This window comes from Amycolatopsis sp., from assembly GCF_025464955.1.
Taxonomy (GTDB): Bacteria; Actinomycetota; Actinomycetes; order Mycobacteriales; family Pseudonocardiaceae; genus Amycolatopsis.
Window position 1 is genome coordinate 143575 of record NZ_JAODNM010000040.1, and the last position, 15587, is coordinate 159161.

Genomic DNA, 15587 nt, shown 5'->3' on the forward strand with positions numbered 1-15587 from the left:
CTTCTTCCTGCGGGGAACCCGATCTAAGGGTCGCCTTACCTACGATGCCGTAAGTTACGGTACCGGAGGAATTCCGAGTTGTGGAGGCCCAAAAGTGGGGCCTGGCTCACCAGGTATTCGAACCGGGCGGCCCCGCGGATGCCTGCTCACCCCACCCGCGCGGGATCCGTGCGGATATCGCTATCCTGACCGGGATCGATCCGCCGTAGTGTAATCGGCAGCACTTCAGATTTTGATTCTGACAGTTCAGGTTCGAACCCTGGCGGCGGAGCTTCGAGGAAACGCGGGGGGTGTGTGCCGCTGCAAGACGAAGAGGTCGACTCGGTAACCAGCAAGCGGCCGACCCTGGTCGAAATGTCCGACGCGTGGCTGCTCGGACGCGCCCGCGAGCTGGTCGCGGCGGTGCAACGCCTCGAACACAGCGAGCAGCTCGAGATCGTCGAAGACCTCGACACCCTGCTCGACGAGACCCAGCGTCGCGGCGAGCCGATCCTCGTCGCGCAGCTGTTGCGCGCCTCCTCGCTCGCGCGGCTGGTCACCCGCGGCCTGGCCGCGGAGGCCGAACCCCGCCTGGACGAGATGCTCGCGCACACCCGGCGGCACGGCCTCGCGCTGCTGCGGGCGGACGCCCATGCTCTGCGCGGCCGCCGACTCGTACTGGCCGAGCAGGAGGACGCGGCGCTCACCGAGATCGCCCGCGCGCTGGCCATCCTCGACGACTCCGCCGTCCCGGACGTCCAGATCGGCAGGCGGACCTGGGACCAGATGCAGTTCGCGGCGCTGGTCGACTGCTGGGTGGTGCTGAACCAGCTCGGCGTGTACGAGGCCGCCGAAGAGGTCATCGGCCGCGCGCACCAGGCGACCAAGGACACCGCCAGCCCGCACGACATCACCCTGCAGCTGCTCAACCGGGTCAAGATGATGCTCGGCTGGGGCCTTCGGCTCGAGCGGATCGAGAACTACGAAGCCGCCGCGGGGAAGTTCCGGACGGCCGCCTCGATGGCGATAGCCGCCGAGGGCCCGTTCAAGGAATCGCTGTTCCCGAGGCTGGCCGACGTCCCGGCGGTCGACCAGGTCGGGGTGCTGGCCGCGGCGCTGGCACTGGCTGTTCCCGACGGCGTGCACATCGAGCGCCTGCAGAAACTGCACATCCAGCACGGGTACCCCCACGAGCAGGAGATCGTCGCGATCGCGCTGGCGCGCTGCCTGGACAAGGCCGGCCGCCGCGAAGACGCGCTCGAGACGTTGAAGGTCACCAGGTCCCAGCTCTACGGCGACATTTCGGCCCCGTCCATGCGGCTCAACCTCGCCCGTGAACTCGCCCGGCTGGACAACCGGCCGGATGTCGAAACCGGGATCACCCAGTCACTGGTCGACTACGCCACGATCCTCGAGACCGAGATGTGGTCGCTGCGCGAGTCGCAGATCGCCACGTTGAACGCCCGGCGTGAGCACGAGCGGCTCTCGGCCGAGCACGGCGCGATCACCCAGCAGGCCCTGCAGGACCCGCTCACCGGCCTGCCGAACCGCCGTGCGCTGGACGAGCGCCTGCGCACGCTGGCGTCCTCGGCGGACGCGCAGCCCCTCGCCGTCGCGCTGGTGGACCTCGACGGCTTCAAGTACGTCAACGACAAGCACTCTCATGCCGAGGGCGACGACGTGCTGCGCGTCGTGGCGAGCACGCTGCGTGACGCCCTGCGCGGGGACGACATCGTCGCCCGGTACGGCGGTGACGAGTTCATCGCGCTGCTGCCCGGCGCGCCGGTGTCGGCGGCCGCTCAGGCGCTGGGCCGCGCGGTGAACCGGGTGGCGTCGCTGCCACAGCACCTTTCGCACGGCGTCACGCTGTCCGTCGGGCTCGTGTCGCTACGCCCGCAGGAGCGGGCCGAGCAGGTCCTCTCGCGCGCGGATGCGGCCATGTACCAGGCGAAACGTGGTGGCGGCAACCAGGTGGCCACAGCCAACTCGATGGCCGAAAACACCCCCGCCGGACGGACGGTCGAAGCCGCTCAGGACGACCCGACGTGGAGCGCCGGAGCGCCCACGTAGGATCAAATCCCGGTAGAGCACCGTTGGTGAATTCGTTGGGAGCGCCGTGACCGGCCCGCTGAGCACCTTGATTCTCGCCGCGGGTGAGGGCACCCGCATGCGTTCGTCCACCCCGAAAGTGTTACACCCGATAGCGGGCCGACCCCTGGTCGAACACGCGGTCCGAGCCGCCGCCGGCCTCGGACCGGACCACCTCGTGGTCGTCGTGGGACACGGCCGGGACGCCGTCCGCGACCACCTGGACACCGTCGCGAAGGCCCTCGGCCGCCAGGTCACCACCGCGGTCCAGGAGGAGCAGCACGGCACCGGCCACGCGGCTTCGTGCGCGCTGTCGACGCTGCCGTCGTCCCTGACCGGGACCGTGCTGGTGAGCTACGGCGACGTGCCGTTGCTGGACACCGAGACCCTCGCCGCGCTGCTCGCCGAGCACACCGGCGCGCAGAACGCGGTCACCGTGCTCACCGCCGTCGTCGAGGACCCCACCGGCTACGGCCGCATCGTGCGTGACGAGGCAGGCGCGGTCGCCTCGATCGTCGAGCACAAGGACGCGACCGAGGCCCAGGCCGCGATCGGCGAGATCAACTCCGGCGTATACGCCTTCGACGCGGCCGTCCTCATCGACGGACTGGCCCGGCTGTCCACCGACAACGCCCAAGGTGAGTTGTATCTCACCGACGTGCTCGGCATCGCCCGCGGTGACGGCAAGCGCGTCGGCGCGCTGGTCGTCGACGACCCGTGGCTGACCGAGGGTGTCAACGACCGCGTGCAGCTGTCCGTCCTGGGTGCGGAGCTCAACCGGCGCATCGTGCGCGGCTGGCAGCGGGCCGGCGTCACCGTCGTCGACCCGGCGAGCACCTGGATCGACGCGGGGGTGACGTTGGCGCGCGACGTCGTGATCTCGCCCGGTGTGCAGCTCCACGGCGAGACAGTCGTCGGCGAAGCCGCGCAGCTCGGCCCGGACACCACGCTGACCGACGTCCGTGTCGGCGCCGGCGCCAAGGTCATCCGCACGCACGGCTCGGACTCCGTGCTCGGCGACGGTGTCAGCGTCGGCCCGTTCGCCTACCTCCGCCCCGGCACCAAGCTGGGCGACAAGGGCAAGATCGGCACGTTCGTCGAGACCAAGAACGCCGACATCGGCGCCGGCTCGAAGGTCCCTCATCTGACCTACGTCGGCGACGCGACCATCGGTGAGCAATCCAACATCGGTGCCGCCAGCGTCTTCGTGAACTACGACGGGGTCACGAAGCGCCACACCACCATCGGCTCCCACGTGCGGACCGGATCGGACAACATGTTCATCGCCCCGGTAGTCGTCGGAGACGGCGCCTACAGTGGGGCTGGCACCGTGATCAGGCAGGATGTGCCACCAGGCGCGCTCGCGGTGTCAGCCGGGCCGCAGCGCAACATCGAAGGCTGGGTGGCCAAGCGCAGGCCTGGCACACCGGCGGCGGAAGCGGCAGCAGCAGCCGCTTCGGCCGAGAAGCAGAACACCGAGCAAACCGACGGGAAGTCGAAAGCATGAGTCCGAAGTCCGGCATCCCGAAGAAGAACCTGATGCTCTTCTCCGGCCGCGCGCACCGTGAACTCGCCGAACAGGTGGCCGCTCACCTGGACGTGACGATCACCCCGCAGACCGCGCACGACTTCGCCAACGGCGAGATCTTCGTCCGGTTCGAGGAGTCGGTGCGCGGCACCGACGCCTTCGTGATCCAGAGCCACACCAACCCGATCAACGAGTGGGTGATGGAGCAGCTGATCATGGTCGACGCGCTCAAGCGCGCGAGTGCCAAGCGGATCACCGTGGTCATGCCGTTCTACCCGTACGGCCGCCAGGACAAGAAGCACAAGGGCCGCGAGCCGATCTCGGCGCGCCTGATCGCCGACCTGTTCAAGACCGCAGGCGCGGACCGGATCATGACCGTCGACCTGCACACCGCGCAGATCATGGGCTTCTTCGACGGCCCGGTCGACCACCTGCTCGCGCAGAACGTGCTCGCCGACCACATCAAGAAGACCTACCCCACCGACGACATCACCGTCGTCTCGCCGGACTCCGGCCGCGTCCGGCTGGCGGAGAAGTGGGCCCAGCAGCTCGGCGACAAGCCGATCGCGTTCATCCACAAAACGCGCGACCCCGACAAGCCCAACCAGGCTGTCGCGAACCGCGTCGTCGGCCGGGTCCGCGGGCGGCTGTGCGTGCTGATCGACGACATGATCGACACCGGCGGCACCATCGTGAAAGCCACCGAAGCGCTGCTCAACGAGGGCGCGTCCGACGTCGTGATCGCGTCGACGCACGGCATCCTGTCCAACCCGGCGACCGAGCGCCTGTCGAACTGCAAGGCGCGCGAAGTGGTCGTCACCAACACGCTGCCGATCCCGCCGGAGAAGCGGTTCCCCACGCTGACCGTGCTCTCCATCGCCCCGCTGCTCGCGGACGCGATCGAGCAGGTCTTCGAGGACGGCTCCGTCACGAGCCTCTTCGACGGCGACGCCTGACGGGTGCCAGCGCTTTCGCTGCGCGCGAAAACAGCAGCGGAAAGCGTTGGCGCGTCCCAGGTTCGGCGCATGGGGAAGTTCAAGTTCGGTGTCAGCTTGCGGTTCGTCAAGGGCCGCGAAGAGTGGATCACGAAGTGCCGCCGGGCCGAGGAGCTCGGGTACGACGTGATCTCCGTGCCCGACCATCTGGGCGCCCGTCCGTCGCCGTTCCCGTGTGTCGCGGTCGCGGCGGCGGTCACCGAGCGGCCGCGGGTCGGGACTCTCGTGTCGAACGTGCCGTTCTACAACCTGGCCCTGCTGTCGCGCGATGTCGTCAGCACGGTCCAGCTCACCGGTGAACGCCTGGAGCTCGGGCTCGGCGCCGGGCACATGAAGGCCGAGTTCGACGACGCCGGCCTGCCGTGGACGAAGGCGTCCGAGCGCGTCGCGTACCTCGCCAAGGGCATCGGCGAGCTGCGGCGACGACTCGACGACGAGGGAGTCGCGCAGCCGCCGCTACTGCTGGGTGGCAACAGCGACGGTGTCCTCCGGCTCGCCGCCGAGCACGCCGACATCGTCGGTTTCGCCGGCCTCCGGCAGGCACCGGGCCGTCCCCCGGGCACCTTCCGTCTCGAAACCGACGCCGCCGCGGCGATGGACGAACGGGTGGCGTTCTTCACCGGAGAGGCCGGTGAGCGGGCGAAGGACATCGAGTTCAACATGCTCGTGCAGCGAGTCACCATCACCGACGACCGTCGGGCCGCGGCGGCCGCTTGGCTAACGGAGGACGCCGACCACGGCAGCTCCGTCGACCTCCTCCTCGACGCCCCGCAGCTGCTGATGGGCACGGTCGAGGAGATCGCCGCACAGCTCGTCGCCAGGCGCGAGCGGTACGGCTTCTCCTACATCACGGTCTTCGAACCCGAGTTGGAGAAGTTCGCCCCGGTCGTCAAGGTGCTCAGCGGGCTTTGAAGACCCCTCGGGGCCACCCTTGTGGCGTTCAACGCCACAAGGGTGGCCTTGAGGGAACGCCGCAACGGCAGCTGAACGCCCGTCAGTAAGCGACGGTGAAGCGCTGACGGCGGTGGGTCGGCGTCTCGATCTCGTCGACGAACGCGATCGCGAAGTCGTCCCCGCCGATCTGCGAGTTCCCGTGCTCGTCGGTGACCAGGATGTCCCCGCCGATCCGGTACCGGCCCGTGCGCTCGCCCGGCGCCCACGAGCCGAACGACGCGGCCGGGCTGACGTAGAACCAGTCGACGCTCTCCGGCAGCTCGCGGAACGCCTCGAGAACCCTGGCGTGGTTGCCTGCTTCCGGCTTCGCGGCCTCGGGGAAGTCCGGAGTGTCGATCAATCGCGGGCCGCCCTCGGCCGTGTTCAGGCTGCCGGCGCCACCGACGACGCCGATCCGCGTGCCGTTCTCCTGAGCTGCCTTCGCGATCGAGGGGACCGCGTCGAGGAGCCGCTTGCCGTCGAGCGGACGGCCGGGGATCGCGCTGACCACGACGTCGGCGCCCTTGACGACCTCGGTCAGGAAGCTTTCGTCGTGCAACGAGCCCGCGCGGACGGTCACGCCGTCCAGCTCGGGCACGGCTTCGACGTTCCGTGCCACCGCGACGACCTCGTGCCCGCGCCGCGCCGCCTCGGCCAGGATCCTTCCGCCGGCGTAACCGGTCGCGCCGAACAAAACCACTTTTGCCATCTGCCCACTCCTGAAAGATCGACTGGCGAACTTCCCCGAGGGTAGGGACGGATCTTCGGCTACTTCAACGTAGGGAACGCACCTGGCGGTGACCGACCAGGTCAGCCGCCCAGCGCCGAGAACTCCGCCGCCAGCTTCTGCCGCACGCCGGCCGCGTCGAACGAGACGAGGACCTGGCCGACCGCGGTGGGCAAGGAGGTCACGCGGTACTGGGCGGTCCGGTTGGGGATCTTGAACTTCGCCGTACAGGTCATCGGCGTCGTGGTGTTCGGCGCGACGGACGCCTCGGCCGTGCAGGTCTGGGAGCCGAGGGAGTCCGCGTTGAGCGTCGACGTCATCACCAGGTGGACCGAGGACCCCTGCGCATCGCCGCCGACCAGCGAGTTCTCCACCTGCACGCTGGTCGTGCAGGAGCCGTTCGAGCCGTTGCAGTCGAGCTTGTTGTCCGAGAGGGTGACTGTGACTTGCGCAACAGAGTCGAACGGGTGGCCCAGCGCGGCGACCGCGCCGTCGAGATCGGTGTGGAAGCTCTTGAGCGCGTCACCGGTCAGCGCTTCGGGCCGCAGTTCGTCGCCGAAGATCTTGCCGGTCGACGCGTCGAGCAGCGAAGGGGTAAAGCTGGCAACGCGGTACGGCATCACGGCAGTGACCTGCAACACGGTGGCTCCGGTGCCGATCCGGAAGACCTCGGTGCCGTCCGCCAGCTTGGCGCGCACGGGCTCGCCGAGCTGGCCCGCGTTGTCGAACACCATCCGCAGCTTGCTGCTGACCTGCGCCGGAGCGAGTACCGCGGACGGGTCCAGGGTCAGGTCCGAGGGGTCGGCGTGTGCCCAGCCCGTGGCGAACTCGTCGCCCGCTCCCCCGATCGCGCCGTGCGCCGTCCAGTACGCCGCCGGCGCGTTCAGGTACAGCTGCCCGGCGACTTCCACCAGCTGGACGATCTGACCGTCGACCGGGAGCGCGCCCCGCACGGTGCCGTTCTTGGTGACCCGCAGGGTCAGGTCCGAAGGTTTGCCCGACGCGTCCTTCGCGGTGCTGTGATAGCCGACCGCCGGGAGCGCCGCCATCGCCGACAACGCGCCGTCAACGGCTGCCGCCTGGGCGGCCCGGACCTCGGCTTTCTGCTGGTCAGCGGGGGAAAGACCGGCTGATCCGGAGACCGCGACGTGGCAGCCACCGAGCAGCGTCGCCGTTACCGCGACCACTGCCACCGCAGTGGCCATCCGTGCACGCATCCCCACGCTCCAGTCCCGTACGTCCACCTAATCGCTGGCGACAGTGTGCCGCGACCGGATTTTTCCGGTCAGCCGCCTCGCCTCCCGGCACCCGCTTCGCAACGCCGTTCAGTGCTCGGTCTACACTCTGTAGGTTTCCTCGGCGAGGTGGGTTTCATCTGCACAACAGATGCCCAACGTGATCGACGCGGCGGCTTGAGTAGCCACACGCCTGAGCACGTTTGTGGAATTCGCCGCCGAGGACCGAGAACCGCACACTGATCCCCACCGCAGCAGCATGTTCGTTCATCACAGCATGTTCTCAATCGCAAGGAGTGCAAGACCGTGTCCGAGGTACGTCTGTCCGTCGAACCACGCACCGAGTTCGGCAAGGGCGCCGCGCGTCGCACCCGTCGCGCCGGCAAGATCCCCGCGGTCCTCTACGGTCACGGCACCGACCCGCGCCACCTGTCGCTGCCTGCCCTCGAGTTCGCCCGCGTCGTCCGCGTGAACGGCTCCAACGCCGTCCTCACGCTCGACATCGACAACTCCGTCGAGCTGGCCCTGACCAAGACCATCGTGGTCCACCCGCTGCGCAACTACATCGAGCATGTCGACCTCCTGGTCGTCAAGCAGGGCGAGAAGATCACCGTCGACGTCCCCGTCGTCGTCACCGGCGAGCCGCTGTCGGGCAGCCTGGTCACCGTCAACCTGGACACCGTCCAGGTCGAGGTCGAGGCCCTGCATATCCCCGAGCAGTTCGAGGTCTCCATCGCGGGTGCCGGCCCGGGCACCATGGTGACCGCTTCGGCGATCGAGCTCCCGGAAGGCGCGATCCTCGTGACCGACCCGGACCTGCTCGTCGTGGCCGTCAACGAAGCACAGACCGAGGCCGCGGCGGACGACGACCCCGCCCCCGCCGCCGAGGCCTCTGCCGAGTAGTAAGAACGCTATGGCGGAAGACCTTCCCGGGGCCGGCGAGCAGATTCTGCTCGCCGGTCTCGGCAATCCCGGACCCGAGTATTCGGGCAACCGGCACAACGTCGGGTTCATGGTGCTCGACGAGCTCGCGGCCAGGGTCGGCGGCAAGTTCAAGGCCCATAAGAGCGGCGCCGAGGTCCTCGAGGGCCGCCTGTCCGGCCAACGCGTGATCCTCGCCAAGCCGCGGTCGTTCATGAACCTCTCCGGCGGCCCGGTCGTCGGCGCGTCGAGGTTCTACAAGGTCCCCGCGGACGGCGTCGTCGTCGTACACGATGAGCTGGACCTGCCGTTCGGCGCGCTGAAGCTGAAGCTCGGCGGCGGCGACAACGGCCATAACGGCCTGCGCTCGATCACCAAGTCGCTGGGCACGAAGGACTACTACCGGGTGCGTTTCGGCGTCGGCCGCCCACCCGGTCGTCAGGACCCGGCGGACTACGTCCTGAAGGACTTTTCGACGGTCGAGCGCAAGGAGCTGGCCCTCGAAGTGGACCGCTGCGCCGACGCCGTCGAGGCCCTGATCAGCACCGGGCTCGTCACCGCGCAGAACACTTTTCACGCCGGCTGACAATCCGCCGACCAGGTCACCGCTATGAAAGCGGTCACATCTGCGCTGCGTTACAGGACTCACCCGAAGGCGTCGGATATCCGTCCTGATCGAGTCGACGATCGGGCAAGGGTCTTCACGGGAGCTCCTGAACCAGTTAGGACGGAGAGCGGGAGTTCGCTGTCCGAGCTGAATTTGGAGAAAGTTTCATGTCGTTCACCACCGAGGACATCGCGAATGTCGAATTCGGCACCTCGCCCATCGGCAAGCGTGGTTATGCCAAGGCCGAGGTCGACGAGTTCGTCCGCCGCATCGCGAAAACCTTCGTCGACGAGGACGACTTGACCGCCGCCGAGGTCCACCACGTCATGTTCGCGAAGCCGCTGATCGGCAAGCGCGGCTACGACGAGCGCGAAGTCGACGAGTTCCTCGATGCCGTCGAAAACGAGCTGGTCAACCGCACCGGCACCCGGTCGTACCCGGTACCGGGCGCCCGCGAGCAGAGCCAGGCGACCGAGGAACGGGCGCAGCCGCTGACGATGCCCGTCGAGCACTTCCAGGACCGGTAATGGCCGTCTCGTCGGTGGAGGTACGCACGATCCAGTTCGATCGGGCGCCGATCGGCACGCGTGGGTACTACGAGCCCGACGTCGACGCCTTCCTGACCCGCGTAGCCGACACCCTCGACGGCCAAGACGACGTCACCGCCGAAGAGGTCCACGACGTCGCCTTCGGGAAGGCTCCGCTGTCGAAGCGGGGCTACGACCACTCGGCGGTCGACGCGTTCCTCCGCCTGATCGAGATGACGCTGGCCAGCCACTACCGCACCGGCATCTACCTCGCGCCGGCGTTGGAGCACACCCACGCCCGCAAGCCCCTCTGGCGCCGCACCCGCGTCTAGAACGGCACTTTTGCACAAGAGTGCCCGTCCTGGTCCGCGAGTCCCACACTCACCGGCGGCGAGTCCCACGCTGATGGAGCCGAATCCCACATCCGGTGCCGCCACCAGGCTCCACCGCCACCGCAACTCGCCGTCGAGTTGCGGTCTCTTAGAAACTAAGAGACCGCAACTGTACAAAAGTGCCCTTGCTGTGGCGCGCGGCAGGAGCCAGGGTCGATTAACGTGCGGGTATGGACGAAGTGACCTCGGCCGATGTGAACAAGGCGGCTTTCACCCGCGGTTCAGCCGGCAGCAGGGACTACGACGAGCAGCCTGTCGACGAGTTCCTCGACAGGCTTGCCGCCACCCTCGACGGCAACGACGACGTGACCGCCGCCGAGGTCCGAGCCGCCGACTTCCCCCGGGCGGCGGGCAAGCGCGGGTACGCGCCGGACCAGGTCCATGCCTTCCTGGACAAGGTCGCGGCGACGCTGGAAGCCCGCGCTACCCCTTAGCGTTCCCGGCGGCGTTGTTGGCGATCTTGTCCGCGTACTGGATCGCCGTCGCCGCGCGCTTGACCTTGCCGGACGGCGTCTTCGGCAGGCTCCCGGCAGGCAGGACCACAACGGCGTACGGACGCATGTCGACGGCGTCGCGGACCCGCGCGGCGACCTCCTTGACCAGCGTCCGCTCGATGTCGGCGTCACCGGCGAGCTTCGACTCCAGCACCACGGCGAACCGCTCGCGGCGGCTGCCGGCGTCGATGCGGACGGCGACGGCGTTGCCCGGCCGGACGCCTTCGACCGAAGTCGCCGCGCGCTCGATGTCGGTCGGGTAGATGTTGCGCCCGCCCATGATGATGACGTCCTTGGCGCGGCCGCAGATGACGATCATGCCGTCGTTGACCAAGTACCCGAGGTCACCGGTGGAAAGCCAGCCCTCGGCGTCCTGCGTGTCGACAGGGCCGTCCATGGTCAGGTAGCCCGGCGTCACGGCATCGCCGCGCAACCGGATCTGCCCGACCTGGCGCTCGCCGAGCACGGTGCCCTCGTCGTCGACGATCTGCGCTTCCAGCCTGTCCAGCGGGGGCCCGAGGATCGCGAACGACCGCACGTCGTCGGTGCCGCGCCGCGGGTCGCCCTCGGGGACCGGAACGGCCTTGTTGCCGGCTTCCAGCGCCTCGGTCTCGACGACGTCGAGCCACAGGCCGGTGAACAGCGGCGAGAACGACACCGCCAGCGTCGCCTCAGCCATCCCGTACGCGGCCAGGACGCACTCCGGCGGCATCTTGAACCGGGCTCCGGCCGAGGTGAACGACTCGACGGCTGCCTCGTCGACAGGCTCGGCGCCGTTCAGCGCGAGCCGCAGCGTGGAGAGGTCGTACGCGTCGTCATCGTCGACACGCGCCAAGCGACGGCCGACGATCGCGTAGGCGAAGTTCGGCGCCGCCGTGACCGTGCCGCGGTAGCGGCTGATCAGCTCGGGCCAGATCAACGGCCCGGTGAGGAACTCGACCGGGGTGATCTTCACCAGCTCGACCGCGAACGTCATCGGCACCGTCAGGAAACCGACCATGCCCATGTCGTGGAAGGTCGGCAGCCACGACACCATCACGTCGTTGTCGTAGTCGAACTCGGCGCGGTCGGCCATCGCCTTGATGTTGGAGTGCAGGTTGCCGTAGGTGATCTTCACGGCCTTGGGGTCGGCCGTGGATCCGCTGGTCAGCTGCAGGAGCGCCAGCTCGTCCTCGGGTGAGTCGACAATCTCGGCCAGCGGCTCGGCGTCGAGCAGGTCACCGATCAGGTGAAATCCGATGCCCTTCTCGGCGAGCACCGGCCCGAGCGCGTCGAACGGCTCACCGAGCAACACAAGCTCGGAGCCGATCATCTGGAGCACCCGCAGGGTGTCCGCGGCCCACTCGGCGAGGTCGGTGCGCTGGGTCGGCTGGTGCAGCATGGTGACGCTGCCACCGGACAGCCAGACGGCCTGCACGGTCGGCGCGATCAACGCCGGCGCGCCCGCGAGCACGGCGACCGCGCTGCCCGGCTTCAGCCCTTTCGAGACCAATCCCCCGGCGACGCGCTTCGCCTGCTCATGCACCTCGAACCAGGTCCGGCGAGCCGGTTCCTTCGGTTCCCCGGTAACCATTCCACGCTGATGACCCCGGCCTGTCGCCGAAGCGACAAGCGTGTCCACAAACCGACTCATAACGTCACACTAGCCCGCCCGTCTCCCGCCACCGCCCTCAACCGTGACGCCGCGCGCCGCTGTCCTTTTTCCCTACTCAGCGAGTTCTGACGTCTCCAGCCAGCGCGCCTCGACATCGTCCTTCTCCGCTGCGACGGTCTTCAGCTCGGCGTTGAGCGTCATCAACTTCGCCGGGTCGGTGGCCGCCGCCGCGAGTGCGTCGTGGAGCTTCTTTTCCTTGTCGTCCAGCGCCTTCAACCGCCGCTCCAGCTTCGACAGCTCCTTGCTCGCCGCCCGGCGCTCCGCGGCGCTCACCTTCGCGGCCGAGCTGGTGCCCGTGTCGCCGGCGGCCTGGCCGCCGCGCTGGTTACCCAGCTGGTGCCCCTGCCGTCGGGCGAGGTACTCCTCGATCCCCCCGGGCAGGTGGGTGATCTTGCCGTCGCCGAACAGCGCGTACACCGAGTCGCAGACCCGCTCGACCAGGTACCGGTCGTGCGAGACGACCACCATCGTGCCCGGCCACGAGTCGAGGAGGTCCTCGAGCTGCTGCAGAGTGTCGATGTCCAGGTCGTTCGTCGGTTCGTCGAGCAGCAGCACGTTGGGCTCGGCCATCAGCAGCCGCACCAGCTGCAGCCGGCGGCGCTCGCCACCGGACAGGTCCTCGACCGGCGTCCACTGCCTGGCCGCCGGGAAGCCCAGCTTCTCGGCCAGCTGCGACGCGGACAGCTCCTGCTTGCCCAGCTGGACGCGGCCGGCGATCTCCTCGACGGCCTCCAGTACCCGAAGCTTGCCGGGCAGGTCCTCAAGCTCCTGGGTGAGGTGCGCGAGCTGGACCGTCAGGCCCTGGATCCGCTTGCCCGAGACCATCGAGGTCTCGCCGCCCAACGCCTTGAGCAGCGTCGTCTTGCCGGAGCCGTTCACCCCGACCAGGCCGAGGCGATCACCGGGGCCGACCCGCCAGGTGACGTCGTCCAGCAGCGGCTTGTCGCCCGCGACCAGCGTGATGTCCTCGAGCTCCAGCACGGTCTTGCCCAGCCTGCGGCGGGCGAACGACATGAGCTCGACGGAGTCACGCGGCGGCGGCACGTCCGAGATCAGCGCCTCGGCGGCCTCGATCCGGTAGCGCGGCTTCGACGTCCGGGCCTTCGCGCCGCGCTGCAACCACGCGAGTTCCTTGCGGGCCAGGTTCTGCCGCTTCTCCTCGACGGTCGCGGAGAGCCGCGATCGCTCAGCCCTGGCGTAGACCCAGTCCGCGTAACCGCCTTCGTACTGCTCGACCTGACCGCCGACGACCTCCCAGGTGCGTCCGCACACGGTGTCGAGGAACCAGCGATCGTGCGTGACGACGACGAGCGCGGTGTTGCGGGCGAGCAGGTGGTCGGCCAGCCAGCGCACCCCCTCGATGTCCAGATGGTTGGTCGGCTCGTCGAGCACGACCAGGTCCAGATCGCCGACGAGCGCCGCGGCCAAGGCGATACGACGTCGCTCTCCACCGGAAAGGTTGGTGGTGGGCGAATCCAGCCCCAGCTCGACCAGCCCCAAACCCTCCACAATGGACCGGACGCGCGCGTCGGCGGCCCACTCGTGCTCGGCGTCGAACCCCGACAGCGCGGCCTCGCGGACCGTGCTGCCCTTGGGAAGTTCCGTGCGCTGCGTGACGACGGCCATGCGCAACCCGCCGACCATGCTCACGCGGCCGGAATCCGGCTCGGCGATTCCGGACAGGACTTCGAGCAGCGTCGTCTTGCCGCCACCGTTGAGGCCGACGACGCCGATGCGCTCGCCTTCCCCAACACCGAGCGATACGCGGTCAAGGAGTGGCTTCACCCCGTAGGACTTGCTCACCGATTCCAAGTTCACCAGATTGACCATCGGTCAGCAGAGCCCTTCCACTACACGGAACCGTTGCGCGAGAACGATTGTCTCGTCGTCGACGGGAAAACTGGGGTACGTCACGCGTGCACTCGCGGCGGCGTCGGCCGCGGTGCGTCATCGCCACCGACGAGGCGCGCGCCCGGCACCGGACCATGCGCGACCCGGACCGTCCGGCAGACGCCCGCGCCGGACAGCTCCGCGGCGACTTCGAGCGCGGACTGGGCGTCGGTACACAGGAACGCGCAAGTCGGACCCGAGCCGGAGACGATCCCGGCGAGCGCGCCCGCGTTGACTCCGGCACGCAACGTGCGTCGAAGTCCGGGGCGCAGGGACACGGAAGCGGCCTGCAGGTCGTTGCCGAGCAACAGCGCCAGCTGACGCGGGTCGCCGGAAGCGAGCGCCTCGACGACCGGCGTGTGCGAGCCGACACTCGGCGGATTGCCGTCCTCGCGAAGTCTGTCGAGTTCGGCGAACACCTTCGGCGTGGACAGGCCGCGCTGGTCGAACGCCAGCACCCAGTGGAACTGGTGGCGCGACAGCACCGGCACGAGTTGCTCGCCTCGCCCGGTGCCGAGCGCCGTGCCGCCATAGAGGGCGAACGGGACGTCGCTGCCGATCGTCGCGGCGATGCCGGCCAGTTCGTCCCGCCCGATCTCCAGCTTCCACAGCGAAGTGAGGCCGACGAGCGTGGCGGCCGCGTCGGCGCTGCCACCGGCCATCCCGCCCGCCACCGGGATGCCTTTGCGCAGCACCACACGCACCTTGGGATCGTCCGCGGGCCTGCCGACGTGCGCGGCCAGCGCCTGCACCGCGCGCCAGGCGAGGTTGTTCGGGCCGGTGGGCACCGAGTTCTCGCCCTCGCCGTACACCTCGACACCGGGATCGTCAGTCGCGGCGACGGTGACCTCGTCGGTCAGCGACAGCGCGTGGAAAACCGTGATGAGCTCGTGGAAGCCGTCTTCACGGAGGTCGCCGACGGACAGGTGGAGGTTGATCTTCGACGGCACCCGGACGGTGACTGGTGGCGGGACGACGGCAAGCACCAGCCCAGCCTACGTTGCCCGACCTGAAGAGCTTTCATGAGGAGAAACCAGTTCGAGCGCGACCCGCAGGTTCGACTGCGGTGGGCACGGCGGACCCCTCGGGGCCACCCTTGTGGCGTCCCTTGGGGCGTTGAACGCCAATGCCTGGAACTTGAGGTGTCGGGGGTGGTCGGTTCTGTCCAGAGCAGCAAGGACCGGGGCGAGTAGGTGCTAGTAGCGGAGTTGAGGGCCAGTCACGTCGTGCAGTGGTGCTGGTGATGGCGATGTGACTGCTGGGGCTCCTGACGGCACTTTCGGCAGGCAGAAAGGTTGTGAAGGCCTAGTTGAGTACGCCTTACGCCGTGAAGGTGACCTTCACGACACGTCACAACGCCACAGCGACCACACCAGCCACACCACAGTCACAACGACACGACGCGACAGGCCCTCAGACCCCTTGCACGTGCACCAACTCGCCCCCAGTCCTTGCTGCAGTAAAACCGAACCCACCACCTCAACCGACCAACCACCCGACACCCCTAAGGGCTCGCCTGTAAATTAACCGTGGATATGTTGAGTAGGGTGGCATGCTGATGACATGAGCATGACCGAGGAGTTCAGGACCGCGCTGGCGGCGAAGTTCGCTGAGATC

14 protein-coding genes and 1 tRNA gene are annotated in these 15587 nt (G+C 68.5%); 10 read left to right on the forward strand and 5 right to left on the reverse strand.

Annotated features, from left to right (window positions below; genetic code table 11):
- Nucleotides 1-199: 199 nt before the first annotated feature.
- The 5 genes from JWQ81_RS08900 to JWQ81_RS08920 all read left to right on the forward strand — a co-directional run bounded on the left by JWQ81_RS08900 (nucleotide 200) and on the right by JWQ81_RS08920 (nucleotide 5502).
- Nucleotides 200-271 (forward strand) — tRNA-Gln (locus JWQ81_RS08900).
- Between the two features lie 83 nt (nucleotides 272-354).
- Nucleotides 355-2049: a diguanylate cyclase gene (locus JWQ81_RS08905; protein ID WP_297539511.1), complete on the forward strand. Its 1695-nt coding sequence runs from the start codon at nucleotides 355-357 to the stop codon at nucleotides 2047-2049.
- Nucleotides 2050-2095: 46 nt separating this feature from the next.
- Nucleotides 2096-3574, forward strand: coding sequence for a bifunctional UDP-N-acetylglucosamine diphosphorylase/glucosamine-1-phosphate N-acetyltransferase GlmU (gene glmU, locus JWQ81_RS08910; RefSeq protein ID WP_297539484.1), 1479 nt, complete (start codon nucleotides 2096-2098; stop codon nucleotides 3572-3574).
- Nucleotides 3571-4551 carry a ribose-phosphate diphosphokinase gene (locus tag JWQ81_RS08915; protein WP_297539485.1) on the forward strand — a complete coding sequence of 327 codons (981 nt, stop codon included), beginning with the start codon at nucleotides 3571-3573 and terminating at the stop codon, nucleotides 4549-4551. The genes glmU and JWQ81_RS08915 overlap by 4 nt, the downstream gene beginning before the upstream one ends.
- A 69-nt stretch (nucleotides 4552-4620) precedes the next feature.
- Entirely contained in the window at nucleotides 4621-5502 is an 882-nt protein-coding gene (locus JWQ81_RS08920) for a TIGR03621 family F420-dependent LLM class oxidoreductase (protein ID WP_297539486.1), read from the forward strand.
- 82 nt (nucleotides 5503-5584) lie between these two features.
- On the opposite strand, the gene JWQ81_RS08925 is transcribed toward JWQ81_RS08920, so the two are convergent.
- Together JWQ81_RS08925 and JWQ81_RS08930 are read right to left on the reverse strand one after the other, a co-directional pair.
- Nucleotides 5585-6232, reverse strand: coding sequence for an NAD(P)-dependent oxidoreductase (locus tag JWQ81_RS08925; RefSeq protein WP_297539487.1), 648 nt, complete (start codon nucleotides 6230-6232; stop codon nucleotides 5585-5587).
- Nucleotides 6233-6333: 101 nt separating this feature from the next.
- Nucleotides 6334-7455, reverse strand: coding sequence for a hypothetical protein (locus tag JWQ81_RS08930; protein WP_297539488.1), 1122 nt, complete (start codon nucleotides 7453-7455; stop codon nucleotides 6334-6336).
- A 336-nt stretch (nucleotides 7456-7791) separates the two neighbouring features.
- On the opposite strand from JWQ81_RS08930, the gene JWQ81_RS08935 reads away from it, so the two are divergent.
- The 5 genes from JWQ81_RS08935 to JWQ81_RS08955 all read left to right on the forward strand — a co-directional run bounded on the left by JWQ81_RS08935 (nucleotide 7792) and on the right by JWQ81_RS08955 (nucleotide 10366).
- Entirely contained in the window at nucleotides 7792-8388 is a 597-nt protein-coding gene (locus JWQ81_RS08935) for a 50S ribosomal protein L25/general stress protein Ctc (protein ID WP_297539489.1), read from the forward strand.
- 10 nt (nucleotides 8389-8398) lie between these two features.
- A complete protein-coding gene (gene pth, locus JWQ81_RS08940) occupies nucleotides 8399-8992 on the forward strand; it encodes an aminoacyl-tRNA hydrolase (RefSeq protein WP_297539490.1) in 594 nt (197 codons plus the stop codon).
- Nucleotides 8993-9180: 188 nt separating this feature from the next.
- Nucleotides 9181-9540 (forward strand): DivIVA domain-containing protein, encoded by a 360-nt coding sequence (locus tag JWQ81_RS08945; RefSeq protein WP_297539491.1) that lies wholly within the window; start codon nucleotides 9181-9183, stop codon nucleotides 9538-9540.
- Nucleotides 9540-9872, forward strand: coding sequence for a DivIVA domain-containing protein (locus JWQ81_RS08950; RefSeq protein ID WP_297539492.1), 333 nt, complete (start codon nucleotides 9540-9542; stop codon nucleotides 9870-9872). Before JWQ81_RS08945 ends, JWQ81_RS08950 begins: the two co-directional genes overlap by 1 nt.
- Nucleotides 9873-10102: 230 nt before the next feature.
- Nucleotides 10103-10366: a DivIVA domain-containing protein gene (locus JWQ81_RS08955; protein WP_297539493.1), complete on the forward strand. Its 264-nt coding sequence runs from the start codon at nucleotides 10103-10105 to the stop codon at nucleotides 10364-10366.
- Here JWQ81_RS08955 and JWQ81_RS08960 read toward each other — a convergent pair.
- The 3 genes from JWQ81_RS08960 to JWQ81_RS08970 form a co-directional block, all read right to left on the reverse strand.
- Nucleotides 10356-12059, reverse strand: a complete 1704-nt coding sequence (locus JWQ81_RS08960; RefSeq protein ID WP_297539494.1) for a fatty acyl-AMP ligase — start codon at nucleotides 12057-12059, stop codon at nucleotides 10356-10358. The genes JWQ81_RS08955 and JWQ81_RS08960 overlap by 11 nt on opposite strands.
- Nucleotides 12060-12131: 72 nt before the next feature.
- The gene (locus tag JWQ81_RS08965; protein WP_297539495.1) at nucleotides 12132-13910 is read right to left on the reverse strand and encodes an ABC-F family ATP-binding cassette domain-containing protein; all 1779 of its coding nucleotides are present in this window, start codon (nucleotides 13908-13910) and stop codon (nucleotides 12132-12134) included.
- Between the two features lie 80 nt (nucleotides 13911-13990).
- On the reverse strand, nucleotides 13991-14956 hold the full coding sequence (locus tag JWQ81_RS08970) for a 4-(cytidine 5'-diphospho)-2-C-methyl-D-erythritol kinase (protein WP_297539496.1): 966 nt from the start codon (nucleotides 14954-14956) through the stop codon (nucleotides 13991-13993).
- Nucleotides 14957-15587: the final 631 nt, after the last annotated feature.